Source organism: Hydrogenophaga sp. NH-16, from assembly GCF_004006415.1.
Lineage (GTDB): Bacteria > Pseudomonadota > Gammaproteobacteria > Burkholderiales > Burkholderiaceae_C > Hydrogenophaga > Hydrogenophaga pseudoflava.
In genome coordinates this window covers 2,067,345-2,080,553 of sequence record NZ_CP029344.1, presented here as the reverse complement: position 1 = coordinate 2,080,553, position 13,209 = coordinate 2,067,345, and the positions used below count along the sequence as shown (strand labels likewise).

12 protein-coding genes and 3 tRNA genes are annotated in these 13,209 nt (G+C 67.0%); 4 read left to right on the top strand and 11 right to left on the bottom strand.

The genetic code is table 11. The features are described 5' to 3' along the window. Positions 1 to 6: 6 nt before the first annotated feature. Positions 7 to 1,389, bottom strand: coding sequence for a phosphomannomutase/phosphoglucomutase (locus tag DD542_RS10095; RefSeq protein WP_127805500.1), 1,383 nt, complete (start codon positions 1,387 to 1,389; stop codon positions 7 to 9). A 107-nt stretch (positions 1,390 to 1,496) separates the two neighbouring features. Here DD542_RS10095 and DD542_RS10090 point away from each other — a divergent pair, with 107 nt between their 5' ends. The 3 genes from DD542_RS10090 to DD542_RS10080 all read left to right on the top strand — a co-directional run bounded on the left by DD542_RS10090 (position 1,497) and on the right by DD542_RS10080 (position 4,528). After that, positions 1,497 to 3,050 (top strand): DNA-3-methyladenine glycosylase 2 family protein, encoded by a 1,554-nt coding sequence (locus DD542_RS10090; protein ID WP_127805498.1) that lies wholly within the window; start codon positions 1,497 to 1,499, stop codon positions 3,048 to 3,050. Further along, positions 3,034 to 3,561 carry a methylated-DNA--[protein]-cysteine S-methyltransferase gene (locus tag DD542_RS10085; protein ID WP_127805496.1) on the top strand — a complete coding sequence of 176 codons (528 nt, stop codon included), beginning with the start codon at positions 3,034 to 3,036 and terminating at the stop codon, positions 3,559 to 3,561. The genes DD542_RS10090 and DD542_RS10085 overlap by 17 nt, the downstream gene beginning before the upstream one ends. 61 nt (positions 3,562 to 3,622) lie before the next feature. After that, on the top strand, positions 3,623 to 4,528 hold the full coding sequence (locus DD542_RS10080; RefSeq protein WP_127805494.1) for a DMT family transporter: 906 nt from the start codon (positions 3,623 to 3,625) through the stop codon (positions 4,526 to 4,528). A gap of 76 nt (positions 4,529 to 4,604) precedes the next feature. Here DD542_RS10080 and DD542_RS10075 read toward each other — a convergent pair. The 10 genes from DD542_RS10075 to pip all read right to left on the bottom strand — a co-directional run bounded on the left by DD542_RS10075 (position 4,605) and on the right by pip (position 12,761). After that, positions 4,605 to 4,681: transfer RNA gene (locus DD542_RS10075), tRNA-Asp, on the bottom strand. 54 nt (positions 4,682 to 4,735) lie between these two features. Beyond that, positions 4,736 to 4,811: transfer RNA gene (locus tag DD542_RS10070), tRNA-Glu, on the bottom strand. A 60-nt stretch (positions 4,812 to 4,871) separates the two neighbouring features. Next, positions 4,872 to 4,947 (bottom strand) — tRNA-Ala (locus DD542_RS10065). Between the two features lie 85 nt (positions 4,948 to 5,032). Next, complete coding sequence (gene gltX / locus DD542_RS10060) at positions 5,033 to 6,415, bottom strand: glutamate--tRNA ligase (protein WP_066158017.1); 1,383 nt, start codon at positions 6,413 to 6,415, stop codon at positions 5,033 to 5,035. Between the two features lie 17 nt (positions 6,416 to 6,432). Next, the gene (locus DD542_RS10055; RefSeq protein ID WP_127805492.1) at positions 6,433 to 7,647 is read right to left on the bottom strand and encodes an O-succinylhomoserine sulfhydrylase; all 1,215 of its coding nucleotides are present in this window, start codon (positions 7,645 to 7,647) and stop codon (positions 6,433 to 6,435) included. 6 nt (positions 7,648 to 7,653) lie between these two features. After that, on the bottom strand, positions 7,654 to 9,159 hold the full coding sequence (gene purF, locus DD542_RS10050; protein ID WP_127805490.1) for an amidophosphoribosyltransferase: 1,506 nt from the start codon (positions 9,157 to 9,159) through the stop codon (positions 7,654 to 7,656). 33 nt (positions 9,160 to 9,192) lie between these two features. Then, on the bottom strand, positions 9,193 to 9,678 hold the full coding sequence (locus DD542_RS10045) for a CvpA family protein (RefSeq protein WP_079365394.1): 486 nt from the start codon (positions 9,676 to 9,678) through the stop codon (positions 9,193 to 9,195). A 31-nt stretch (positions 9,679 to 9,709) separates the two neighbouring features. Beyond that, positions 9,710 to 10,393 (bottom strand): SPOR domain-containing protein, encoded by a 684-nt coding sequence (locus tag DD542_RS10040; RefSeq protein WP_066158005.1) that lies wholly within the window; start codon positions 10,391 to 10,393, stop codon positions 9,710 to 9,712. 34 nt (positions 10,394 to 10,427) lie between these two features. After that, on the bottom strand, positions 10,428 to 11,777 hold the full coding sequence (folC, locus tag DD542_RS10035; RefSeq protein WP_127805488.1) for a bifunctional tetrahydrofolate synthase/dihydrofolate synthase: 1,350 nt from the start codon (positions 11,775 to 11,777) through the stop codon (positions 10,428 to 10,430). Positions 11,778 to 11,813: 36 nt separating this feature from the next. Further along, positions 11,814 to 12,761 (bottom strand): prolyl aminopeptidase, encoded by a 948-nt coding sequence (pip, locus tag DD542_RS10030; RefSeq protein ID WP_127805486.1) that lies wholly within the window; start codon positions 12,759 to 12,761, stop codon positions 11,814 to 11,816. 46 nt (positions 12,762 to 12,807) lie between these two features. Between pip and DD542_RS10025 the strand changes: the two genes are divergently transcribed. Beyond that, positions 12,808 to 13,167, top strand: coding sequence for an ArsC family reductase (locus DD542_RS10025; protein ID WP_127805484.1), 360 nt, complete (start codon positions 12,808 to 12,810; stop codon positions 13,165 to 13,167). Positions 13,168 to 13,209 lie beyond the last annotated feature (42 nt).

The window sequence follows — 13,209 nt, the reverse complement described above, 5'->3', positions numbered from 1 at the left end:
GGATCCTCAGTGCGCACTCGCGCCCACCACTGCGTCGGGTTTGGCCTGGCGCAGCAGATCCAGCATCGCGTGTTCGATGCGGTGCAGGGCCTCGGCCGTGTGGCCCTCGAAGCGCAGCACCAGGACGGGCGTCGTGTTGGAGGCGCGGATCAGGCCGAAACCGTCGGGCCAGTCGACCCGCAGGCCGTCGATGGTCGAGACCTTGGCCGGCGCCTCGAAGCGCGCCAGGGTCAGCAACTGTTCCACCACCGCGTGTGGCTCGCCTTCGGCGCAGGCCACGTTCAGCTCGGGCGTGCTGTGCGAGGTGGGCAGCGCGTTGAGCACCGCGTTGGCGTCGGGGCTGCGGCTGAGGATCTCCAGCAGGCGCGCACCGGCGTAGCTGCCGTCGTCGAAGCCGAACCAGCGCTCCTTAAAAAAGATGTGGCCGCTCATCTCACCGCCCAGCGGGCTGTCCAGCTCCTTCATGCGCGCCTTGATCAGCGAGTGGCCGGTCTTGTAGATGTTGGCCACACCGCCGGCCGCCTCGATGGCCGGCGCCAGGCGCTGCGAGCACTTGACGTCAAAGATGATCTGGCCGCCCGGCACGCGCGACAGCACGTCCTGCGAGAACAGGATCATCTGGCGGTCGGGGAAGATGTTCTGACCGTCCTTGGTCACGATGCCCAGGCGGTCGCCATCGCCATCAAACGCCATGCCCAGCTCGGCATCGGTCTCGCGCAGCACGCGGATCACGTCCTGCAAGTTCTCAGGCTTGCTCGGGTCCGGGTGGTGGTTCGGAAACTCGCCATCGACCTCGCTGAACAGCTCGATCACCTCGCAGCCCAGCGCGCGGAGCAACGCCGGGGCCGAGGCGCCAGCGACGCCGTTGCCGCAGTCGACCACGACCTTCATCGGGCGCGAGAGCTTCACGTCGCCGACGATGCGGTCGGTATAGGGTTTCAGCACATTGACATGCCGCACCCGACCGCCGTCCTGGCGCACATGGGTTTCGGTCTCCATCATCCGGCGCAGGGCCTGGATGTCCTCGCCATAGATCGCCCGGCCGCCCATGACCATCTTGAAGCCGTTGTAGTCTTTGGGATTGTGGCTGCCGGTGACCTGGATGCCGCTGCTGCACAGCGTGCTGGCCGCAAAGTACAGCATGGGGGTGGTCGCCATGCCGATGTCGATCACGTCGATGCCTGCGGCCACCAGGCCCCGGATCAGCGCCGCCGACAGGCCGGGGCCGCTGAGCCGCCCGTCGCGGCCCACGGCCACCGAGCGCTCGCCCTGCTGCAGGGCCACCGTGCCGAAGGCAAGCCCCAAAGCTTCCGCCACCGTCTCGTTGAGGGCGCCGGGAACGATGCCCCGGATGTCGTAGGCCTTGAAGATGGAGGCGGTCACTTGCATGGTCGTCGCTCGGGGGAACAAACCCGCGATTGTAGGTGGCCGGGCCATGCTTCCCGGCCCGGGACATGTCCGGAAATGGCCAGTCTCAACTCGGAATAACACCTACCATGCCAGCCATGAACCGCCCTGCCCCGCTCGACGCCGACGCCCTCTACCGGGCGCTGGGCGCGCGCGACGCCCGTTTTGACGGGCGCTTCTTCACCGGCGTCACCTCCACCGGCATCTACTGCCGCCCGATCTGCCGGGTCCGCACACCCAAGCGAGACAACTGCCAGTTCTTTGAACACGCCGCCCAGGCCGAACAGGCCGGCTTCCGCCCCTGCCTGCGCTGCCGGCCGGAGCTGGCGCCGCGCGACCGCCACTGGTCGACCGAGGACGCCGGGGACATCCTGATCCGCCAGGCCACCGCCCTGCTCGACACGCCGGAGACCTGGAACACAGGCGCGAATGAACCACCGCTGGAGCAGCTGGCGGCTCGGCTGGGGGTGAGCGGACGTCACATCCGCCGGCTGTTCGAAAGCCGACTGGGCGTCTCGCCCCTGCAGTACCTGCAGACGCGGCGCCTGCTCGCCGCCAAACAGATGCTGGCCGACACCGACCTGCCGGTGGCCCAGGTGGCCCTTGCCGCGGGGTTCAGCAGCCTGCGCCGCTTCAACGACGCGTTCGTGGGCCGCTACGGCCTCAATCCGACCCAGTTGCGGCGCAGCCGGTCCACCGACTCGCCCAACGCCCCGCGGGCGCCGGCCGAGGTGCGGCTCTCCTGGCGGCCGCCCTACCGGGTGCAGGACGTGCTGCGCTTCTTCGCCGACCGTGCCCTGCCGGGACTCGAGGCCGTCGACACGGTGCAAGAGACCATGGTGCGAACGCTGCGCCTCTCGGTGCGCGGCACGGTTGCGTGCGGCTGGATGCTCATCCGATTCCTTCCGGACGAGCACCGCATCGGTCTGCGGGTCAGCGAGGGCCTGCTGCCGGCACTGCCCGCGGTCATCGACCGCGTACGGGCGGCCCTGGACCTCGACGCCGACCCGCAGGCCATCGACGCCGTGCTGCACCCCGATTTCCCGGACGGCGACGGCGTGCGCGTGCCCGGCGCGTTCGACGGCTTCGAACTGGCGGTGAGGGCTGTGCTGGGTCAGCAGGTGACGGTGGCTGCGGCACGCACCCTGTGTGGCCGCCTGGTGGACCGGCTGGGCACACCGTTGCCCGACGGTCCACCGGGTCTGCAGCGCCTGTTCCCCACGCCCGAGGCGCTCGCCGAGGTCGAAGGGCAGGTGCTGGGCGAGATCGGGATCGTGCGCCAGCGCCAGCAGGCGATCCTCGCGCTGGCGCGCGCAGTGGCGGACGGCCACCTGGTGCTCGACGGTCGTGCCGACCCGGCATCGACCCTGAAGAGCCTCGAGACCCTGCCCGGCATCGGCCCCTGGACGGCCCAGTACATCGCGATGCGGGCCCTGCGCTGGCCCGACGCCTGGCCCAGCGGCGACGCCGTGCTCCTGCAGGCGCTGGGTCTGCGGGGCCTGCCCGCCGCCGCGGCACGCCGGGAAGCCGATCGCATCGCCCGGCGCTGGCAGCCCTGGCGCAGCTACGCCGTGATACGCGCCTGGGCGACACCCCCATGTTTCCAAGCTCCTGAGGAGATCCCCCATGAACACCGCCCCTGACCACCGTGTCCAGACCATCGTGGGCAGCCCGCTGGGCGATCTGCGTCTGGTAGCCAGCACCAACGGACTGGCCGGCCTCTGGTTCGTGCAGCGGCAACGCCACGAACCGCCCGCTGAACGCCTGGCGAGCTGGTCCACCGTGGCGGCGCACCCGGTGCTCGACGCCGCGAAGCGGCAACTGGACGAGTACTTCTGCGGGCGCCGCCAGCGCTTCGATTTGCCCCTGGATCTTGAGCAAGGCACCTCTTTCCAGCGCGCCGTCTGGCAGGCCCTGCTGGAGATTCCGGCCGGCGCCACCACGAGTTACGGCGCTCTGGCCTCCGGCCTGGGCAAGCCCCAGGCGGTGCGCGCGGTGGGCGCTGCTGTCGGTCGCAATCCACTGAGCATCGTGGTGCCCTGCCACCGGGTGGTTGGCGGCAACGGTTCACTGACGGGGTACGCCGGCGGTCTGGACCGCAAGCAGGCTCTGCTGCAGCTCGAGGGCGCATTGATCGACAAACCGCATCAATGACCAGAGCGAACATCATCAACGCTTCAGCCCGCCACACGGCCTTTGCCGGCACACTGAATCCATGTCGCCCATACTCGCTCTCGAATTTTTCCTGCTCGCCGCCCTCTGGGGCTCGTCTTTTCTCTTCATGCGACTGGGGGCGGCAGAGTTCGGCGCCCTGCCCACTGCAGGCATGCGGGTGGCGCTGGCGGCGCTGTTCCTGCTGCCGGTGTTTCTGCTCAAAGGCGTCTGGGCCGACTTCCGCCAGCGCGCCCGGTTCATCCTCTTTGTGGGCCTGCTCAACTCGGGCATCCCGTTCGCCCTGTTCGCGTATGCGGTCATGCACATCAGCACCGGCCTGACCTCGATCCTGAACGCCACGGTGCCGCTGACGGGGGCCCTGGTGGCCTGGGCATGGCTCAAGGACCGGCCCGATGCCTGGCGCGCCACCGGCCTGGCCATCGGCTTTGTGGGCGTCTGCCTGCTGGTGATCGGCAAGTCGGGTTTCAGCCTGGCACCGGGAGCCGCCTCCGCTGGACAAGCCCTGCTGGCCATGCTGGCCTGTCTCGTGGCCACGTTCTGCTACGGGCTGGCGGCCAGCTTCACCAAACGCCACCTCACCGGCGTCCACCCGCTGGCCACCGCTTCGGGTAGCCAGATCGGCGCTGCCCTGGGGCTGGCCCTGCCCACGCTGTGGCTGTGGCCTGACCAGCCAGTCAGCACCGGCGCCTGGGGCGCGCTGGTCGCCGTGGCCCTGCTGTGTACATCGCTCGCTTACGTCCTGTTCTTTCGCATCATTGCCCAGGCAGGCCCCAGCAAGGCGCTCACCGTGACCTTCCTGGTACCCGTGTTCGCGCTGATCTACGGGCGCATCTTTCTCGACGAAGCCATCACCCCGTGGATGATCGGCTGCGGCCTCGTCATCATGGCGGGCACGGCCCTGTCGACGGGCCTGGTGAGGCGACGCCCACAGGTCGGCAGCGCATAAAAGCAGACACGCCGGCGTGCGTGTTGCGGAAATGAAAAAGCCGTTCAGACCAGAGATCTGAACGGCTTATCAAAACTGGCGGAGTGGACGGGGCTCGAACCCGCGACCCCCGGCGTGACAGGCCGGTATTCTAACCAACTGAACTACCACTCCGCAGTGGTGCAGCTTCTGCCTTCTGCTCTCGCATCAGGCCAAGTGCCACAAACTTGGCGACCCTACGGGGATTCGAACCCCGGTACTCACCGTGAAAGGGTGATGTCCTAGGCCTCTAGACGATAGGGTCAAAACCTAAGAACCGAACTGTGCATTGTAGCAAAACCACGCTGCCCAATTCTTCAATTTTTGGTGGAGGTAAGCGGGATCGAACCGCTGACCTCTTGCATGCCATGCAAGCGCTCTCCCAGCTGAGCTATACCCCCACGAAATCCATTTCTGGGATGCCGACCCTGCTTTGTTGCGAGCAACTCAGTGTGAATCAGCAAGACTCAAATTATAGACCATTTTTCAGGCTTTCTGCAACCTCGTCAAAACTGTTTGTCGATTTTGCAGTTCCAGCACCGCATCAAGCGACGGTGTCTGTGCTGTGCCCATCACGAGCACGCGCACCGGCATGGCCAGTTGCGGCATCTTCAGACCATGCGCCGTGATGGTCTCCTTGATCGCTGCTGAAAGGCTGGCCTTGTCCCAGGCACAGTCGACCAGTTTGCTGGCCAGGGTCTGCAGCGCGGGACGGACGACGTCGGTGATGTGTTGCGTGCGCTCGGCGTCTGACGGTGTCACGTCGGTGTAGAAGGCCGCTGCCCAGTCGGCCAGCGCCACGGTGGTGTCGCAGCGGTCCTTGAAAAGACCACAGATGCGCGGCAGGCGCTCGTCGGCGGCGATGCCACGCTTGGCCAGTTGCTCAGCCACCAGCACCGACAGTGCAGCGTCGTCCATGGCCTTGAGGTGTTGCGCGTTGACCCAGCGCAGCTTGGCTTCGTCGAAGCGGCCTGCGCTGCTGCCCAGATGGTCGAGGTTGAACCACTGCAGGAACTGCTCGCGGCTGAAGATCTCGTCATCACCGTGGCTCCAGCCCAGGCGGGCGAGGTAGTTCACCATCGCGTCGGGCAGGTAGCCTTCGTCGCGGTACTGCGTCACCGGCTTGGCGCCATTGCGCTTGCTCATCTTCTCGCCCTGCTCGTTGAGCACGGTGGGCAGATGGGCGTAGACCGGCGGTTCCTTGCCCAGGGCACGGAAGATGTTGATCTGGCGCGGCGTGTTGTTGACATGGTCGTCGCCACGGATCACGTGCGTGATGGCCATGTCGATATCGTCCACCACCACGCAGAAGTTGTAGGTGGGTGTGCCATCGGGGCGCGCGATCACCAGATCATCGAGTTCGTCGTTGCTGAACTCGACACGGCCTTTGACCTTGTCCTCCCAGACCACCGAACCGCCCTGCGGGTTCCTGAAGCGCAGCACAGGCTTCACACCTTCCGGGATGGGCGGCAGGGTCTTGCCAGGCTCCGGGCGCCAGGTGCCGTCGTAGCGCGGCTTCTCCTTGTTGGCCATCTGGCGCTCGCGCAGCGCATCCAGCTCTGCCACGCTCATGTAGCAGGGGTAGACAAGCCCTTTTTCAACCATCTCGGCCAGCACCGCCTTGTAGCGGTCCATGCGCTGCATCTGGTAGAACGGCCCTTCGTCGTGGTCCAGGCCCAGCCACTTCATGCCTTCGATGATCACGTCCACCGCGGCCTGGCTAGAGCGCTCCAGATCGGTGTCTTCGATGCGCAGGATGAAGGTGCCGCCGGTGGCGCGGGCAAAGGCCCACGGGTACAGCGCCGAGCGGATGTTGCCCAGGTGGATGAAGCCGGTGGGCGATGGTGCGAAGCGGGTGCGAACGGTCATGTGAGGGAAAAGAAGATTCAAAGACTGGAGAGGCCGCGATCCAGGTCGCTGCGGATGTCGTCCAGATGTTCAAGGCCCACGGCCACGCGGATCAGGCCCTGGCCGATACCGGCGGCCTGGCGCTGCGCTTCGGACAGCTTGCCGTGCGAGGTGCTGGCCGGGTGGGTGCACAGGGTCTTGGTGTCGCCGAGATTCGTGCACAGCGACAGCACTTGCAGCGCATCAAGCACATGAAAGGCGCGTTGGCGCGCCTGCTCGGGGCTGGCTGCTTTCACATCGAAGGACAGCACGGCACCACCGATGCCGTTCATCTGGCGCATGGCCAGTTCGTGCTGCGGATGGCTCGCCAGGCCGGGGTAGTACACGCGGCCCACGGCGGGGTGTGCCTCCAGCCAGTGGGCCAGTGCCAAGGTCTGCGCGCTCTGGGCTTTCATGCGAAGGTCCAGCGTTTCCAGGCCCTTGAGCACCACCCAGGCGTTGAACGGCGAAAGCACCATGCCGGAGTTCTTCTGCACCGGCAGGAACTTCTCGTGCACCATGGCTTCGCGGGCACACAGGGCACCGGCCATCACGCGGCCCTGCCCGTCGAGGTACTTGGTGCCAGAGTGCATCACGATGTCGGCACCCAGAGCGATGGGGCGCTGCAACACCGGTGTGGCAAAGCAGTTGTCCACCGCCAGCAAAGCGCCGGCGTTGTGGGCCAGATCGGCCAGGGCCTGGATGTCGCACACCTCACCCAGCGGGTTGGTGGGTGTTTCGGCAAACAGCAGGCGGGTCGTGGGCCGCATGGCCGCGCGCCAGGCCGCCAGATCGGTCTGCGGCACCACCGAGGTTTCCACGCCGAAGCGCCCGAACTCCGAGCCAACCAGCTTGAGCGTGGAGCCAAACATGGACTGCGAAATGATGACGTGGTCGCCCGCCTTGAGCAGGCTGAAGCACATCAGCATGACCGCGGCCATGCCCGAGGCGGTGGCCATGCAGGCCTCGGCACCTTCCATCGCGGCCAGGCGCATCTCGAAGCTGGTGACCGTCGGATTGCCTGAGCGGCCGTAGGTGTAGCCGTCGTCTTCGCCGGCAAAGCGGCGTGCGGAGTCTTCGGCGGACGGCTGCACATAACCGCTGGTAAGGAACAGCGCCTCGGAGTTCTCGCCGTACTGGCTGCGCTCGGTCGCCAGCCGAACCGCCAGGGTTTCGCGATGCAGAGCGTCAGCGGATTTCGCGTTCGATGACATGGCGGATCAGGCGGTCTGGGCGTTGGGCAGGGCCAGGCGCGAGCTGTCTTCCTGCCCTTCTTCGGTCTGGTCGCGGCCCTGGTTCATGCGCGCGATGGTCTCGGGCGTGATGTCACCGGTGACGTACACCCCATCGAAACACGAGGCGTCGAAGCCCGCCAGCTTCGGATTGAGCGCGGCGATGGCCTGCTTCATCGCGTCCACGTCCTGGTAGATCAGCGCGTCGCAGCCGATGAGTTCGCGAATCTGCTCAACCGTACGGTCGTGCGCCACCAGTTCCTGCGCGGTGGGCATGTCGATGCCATAGACGTTGGGGTAGCGCACGGGCGGCGCGGCGCTGGCCATGTAGACCTTGCGCGCACCGGCGTCGCGCGCCATCTGCACGATTTCCTTGGACGTGGTGCCGCGCACGATGGAGTCGTCCACCAGCAGCACGTTGCGGCCCTTGAACTCGCTGGCGATCACGTTGAGCTTCTGGCGCACCGACTTCTTGCGCACCCCCTGGCCGGGCATGATGAAGGTGCGGCCGACGTAGCGGTTCTTCACGAAGCCTTCGCGGTACGGCAGGCCCAGGAGTTGTGCCAGTTCCATGGCACTCGGGCGCGAGGACTCCGGGATCGGGATGACCACGTCGATTTCAGTCGGTGGCACGGTGGACACCAGCCGCTTGGCCAGGGTCTTGCCCATGTTCAGGCGCGCCTGGTACACCGAGATGCCGTCGAGCACCGAGTCCGGCCGGGCCAGGTAGACATATTCGAAGATGCAGGGGTTGTGGCTGACCTTGTCCGCACATTGCTCGAAGCTGGCCTGGCCATCCAGGTCGATGAACACGGCCTCGCCGGGCGCCACATCGCGTTCCAGTTCAAAGCCGTTGCCCTCAAGCGTGACCGATTCGCTGGCGACCATGCGGGCGCCATCGGCGTTGCGACCGATGCACAGCGGACGGATGCCGAAAGGATCGCGGAAGGCCAGCAGGCCGTGGCCGGCGATCAGCGCGATCACGGCATACGAACCCTTGATGCGCCGGTGCACGCCACGCACCGCGGCGAACACGTCGGCCGGCTTGAGCGATGCCCCGCGGGTGGACTTTTCCAGTTCGTGCGCGAGCACGTTGAGCAGCACCTCGGAGTCGCTCTCGGTGTTGATGTGGCGGTGGTCGGTCTGGAACAGCTCCTGCTTCAGACCCTGGGCATTGGTCAGGTTGCCGTTGTGCACCATCACCAGACCGAACGGCGCGTTGACGTAGAACGGTTGCGCCTCTTCTTCACTGAAGGCGTTGCCCGCGGTGGGGTAACGCACCTGACCGAGCCCGACATTGCCCGGCAGCGCGCGCATGTTGCGCGTGCGAAAGACGTCGCGCACCATGCCCTTGGCCTTGTGCATGAAGAACTTGCGCCCTTGCTGGGTGACGATGCCGGCGGCATCCTGTCCCCGGTGCTGCAGCAGCAACAGGGCGTCGTAGATCAGCTGATTGACAGGCGCCTGGCTCACCACGCCCACGATTCCACACATGATTGGATCCTCAACGAAACAAAGACTGTCGACTCAGGCCAGGTAACGGGCCACCGGCTCGGGCAGCAGCGGCCTGAGGGCCTGCAGGCTGTCACCCAGCACCTGGGCCACCGCTGACGTCTGCCAGGCTTGTTGCGACTGGAGCGGTGTCATTCCCACCACCACCGCCACCGCCAGCAGCACCACCGCGCCACGCAGCAGGCCAAACACACCACCCAGCACGCGGTCAATGGGACGCAAACCCACGGCCGCCACCATCTTTTTCACCAGCCACGCCACAAACCCGCCGGCGAACGCGCTGGCCACAAACACCAGGACGAATGCCACCGCAATGCGCAGTGCCGCGGAGAGGCCGTCCAGCGGCAGCAGGCGCGCCACATCTCCTGCATAGGCCTGGGCCAGCAAGAACGCCGCCACCCAGACCATCAAAGAAAGCACTTCGTACACCAGACCCCGCCACATGCCGACCACGGCCGACAGCAGCAGCACGAACAGCAACAACCCATCCACTGCGTTCATGTCGCCGCCCCCAGGCCCCGGGCCAACGCCGTCACAGCCAGAGCAGGGCCGTCGACAGACCCAGCGCCTTGGCGCGCTCTGCGGCCTTTTCGGCCTCCGCGCGCGTGGCGAAAGGTCCCAGGCGCACCCGGATGCGACGCCCCTGCGGCGTCTCGGCCACATGGGTGTAGGTCTTGAGTCCGGCCCGCTCCAGCTTCAAACGGGCCTCGCGGGCACGTTCGGCCTCCGAAAACGCCCCCACCTGCACGACGATGCGCTCGTTGCCGGTAGCGGTTTTTTCAGAGGGCTTCTCAGGTGGTTTTTCGGTGGTATTCCCCGCCGCAGCCTTGTCGGCAACGGGCTTCTCAAGCGGAGGCTTCTCTGCGGGCTTTTCAACGGGTTTGTCGGCCGGCTTGGCCACAGCCTTCGGCTCGACCACCTCCTCGCGCGCGGCAAGGCTGTCGGCCGTGGCCACCGGCGCCGGCCTGGCCGCGGCAGGAGCCTCGGTCTTGGGTGCAGGCGTTGCAGGCGTGTTGCGGGAGGGAATCTCGATCGGCACGTCGACCGCAATGGGGCGGGGTTGCGTATCGAACAGCAGCGGGAACCCGAGCACCCCCACCAGCACCAGCACGGCCGCCCCGATCAGGCGGTGCCGGGCCCGACGACGCACGGCCTCGATGCTTTGCGGCGGCGGTGGGGCGGTGTGGCCCGCAGAACCGGAACGGGATGTGAGCATGCGGAAATGGGTCCGGCGGAGATCGCGGAGAGGATCAGTTCGCGAGGTGCCTGGCCGCCAGACGCGGCACGCCATCCTTCAGAACACCCCCCACCGTGTGGAAGGAACCAAAGACAACGATTCTATCAGTGGGGTCCGCTTCCAGCACCGCCGCGCGCAGCGCCTCCAGCGGCGACGGATGGCATCCGGCCACCCGCGAACGCCCGCCAGAGGCCTGGCCGGCGCCGCTGTCGAGCACGGCCGCCAGATCGGTCGCCCGGCTGGCGCGCGACAGTGGCAGATCGGTGAGGTGCCAGCGGTCGATCAGCGATGAAATGCGCTCCAGCATGGCGGGCAAGTCCTTGTCGGCCATGGCACCGAACACCGCGTGCGTGACCGGGTAGTAGCCCATGGCGTCGAGGTTCTCGGCCAACGCGGCCACGGAATGGGGGTTGTGGGCGACATCGAGCACGAGCGCGGGCTCTCCGGGCACGATCTGGAAACGGCCGGGCAGCTCGACCATGGCCAGCCCGTTTCGGACGGCCTGTGCCGTCACGGGCAGGCGGGGCCGCAGCGCCTCGATGGCGGCCAGGACGCCCGAGGCGTTCACCAGCTGGTTGGCGCCGCGCAGGGCCGGGTAGGCCAGACCACTGAACTTGCGCCCACCCTGTGAAGGGTGCATGGCCCAGCCCCACTGCTGCTTGTCACCGGCGAAATGGAAGTCCTTGCCGATGCGCCAGAGCTGGGCGCCGACTTCGAGCGCCCGGTCCAGCACGCTTTGCGGCGGCACCGGATCGCTGACCACCACCGGCCGGCCGGTGCGCATGATGCCGGCTTTCTCGTAGCCGATGGCCTCGCGGTCGTTGCCCAGCAGGGCCATGTGGTCCAGCGCGATGCAGGTGATGACCGCGCAGTCCGAGTCGACGATGTTCACCGCGTCCAGCCGCCCGCCCAGTCCCACCTCCAGGATGGCCACATCCAGCCCGCTGAGCGACAGCGTGCGCAGGATGGCGAGTGTGGTGAACTCGAAATAGGTCAGTACCACGACGCCGTCATCACCCGATCCACCGTCCCCGAGCCTCGCACGCTCGACCTCGGCGAACGCCGGCAAAAGGGCATCAGCAGCGACCGGCTCGCGCCCGATGCGGCAACGTTCCTCGAAATGCACCAGGTGGGGCGAGGTGTAGACCCCGGTCCGGTACCCGGCCTCGCTGTAGATGGCCTCCAGCATGGCGCAGGTCGAGCCTTTGCCGTTGGTGCCGGCCACGGTGATCACCGGGCAGGGCATGGACAGGCGCATGCGCTGCGCCACCCGCTGCACCCGGTCCAGCCCGAGCTCGATGCCGCTGATGCCCTGGGGATGCTGGCGCTCGCAATGGGCCAGCCACTCGTCTAAGGTGTTCATGACCGGGATTATCCCGGCCATCACAAAGCCCCGCGCTCAGCCCGCGAAACGGTCGGTGGCTTCGATCAGCCGGTCCAGGATGCCGGGTTCGTTGAACGCGTGGCCCGCGTCGGGCACCAGATGGAACTCGGCCTGCGGCCAGGCGCGGTGCAGGTCCCAGGCGGTGCGGGCCGGGGTGCAGGCGTCGTAGCGCCCCTGCACGATCACCCCCGGAACGCCGGCCAGCTTGTGCGCGTCGCGGATGAGCTGCCCGTCCTCGAACCAGCCGTCGTGCACGAAATAGTGATTCTCGATGCGTGCGAAGGCCAGCGAAAAGGCGTCGTTGGAGTGTTTGGCGGTGTTGGCCGCGTCGGGCAGCAGGCGGATGGTCTGGCCCTCCCACAGGCTCCAGGCGCGGGCACATTCCAACTGCGCCACCGGGTCGTCGCCGGTCAGCCGGTTTCGGTAGGCGGTGAGCAGGTCGCCGCGTTCGGCCTCGGGGATCGGCGCGAGGAAGCCCTCCCACAAGTCGGGAAAGAGCCACGAAGCGCCCTCCTGGTAGTACCAGCGCACCTCGTCGCGGCGCAGGGTGAAGATGCCGCGCACGACCAGCTCGGACACGCGGTCCGTGTGCGTCTGCGCGTAGGTCAGCGCCAGCGTGCTGCCCCAGGAACCTCCGAACACCAGCCAGCGCTCGAAGCCCAGCAGCGTGCGCAGCCGCTCCATGTCGGCCACCAGGTGCCAGGTGGTGTTGTTCTCCAGCGAAGCCACCGGCTTCGACCGGCCGCAGCCGCGTTGGTCGAACAGCAGCACGCAGTACTTCTGCGGGTCGAACAGGCGGCGGTGGTCGGGCGAACAGCCCGAACCCGGTCCGCCGTGCAGGAACACCGCCGGTTTGCCCCGCGGGTTGCCGCAGAGCTCCCAGTAGATCTGATGGCCGTCGCCGGTGTCGAGCACGCCGGTCTGGAAGGGTTCGATGGGGGGATAGAAGCTGCGCAGGGTCATGGGAAAGCGCGGCCTCCACCGAGGGGCCGCGTGACAAAATTCAGGGATGACCACACTCTACGGCATCCCCAACTGCGACACCGTCAAAAAGGCCCGGGCCTGGCTGAGCGAGCACGGCGTGGCACACAGCTTCCACGACTTCAAGAAGCAGGGCGTGCCCGAGGCCGAACTGGACCGGTGGCTGGCTGCGGCGGGCTGGGAAACGCTGGTCAACCGCAAAGGCACCACCTGGCGCGGGCTGGAAGAAACCACCCGCGCGACCGTGGTGGACAACCAAAGTGCGCGCGCCGTGTTGCTGCGGCAACCCAGCCTGATCAAACGCCCGGTGGTCGGCTGGACGGACGGCTCGGTCACCGTGGGCTTCGACTCCGAGGACTGGGACACCAGGCTTGATCTCCCTCGCTGAGCGCAACTGCCATCCTTTCAACCGGCCAAGGGTTATCGCCCT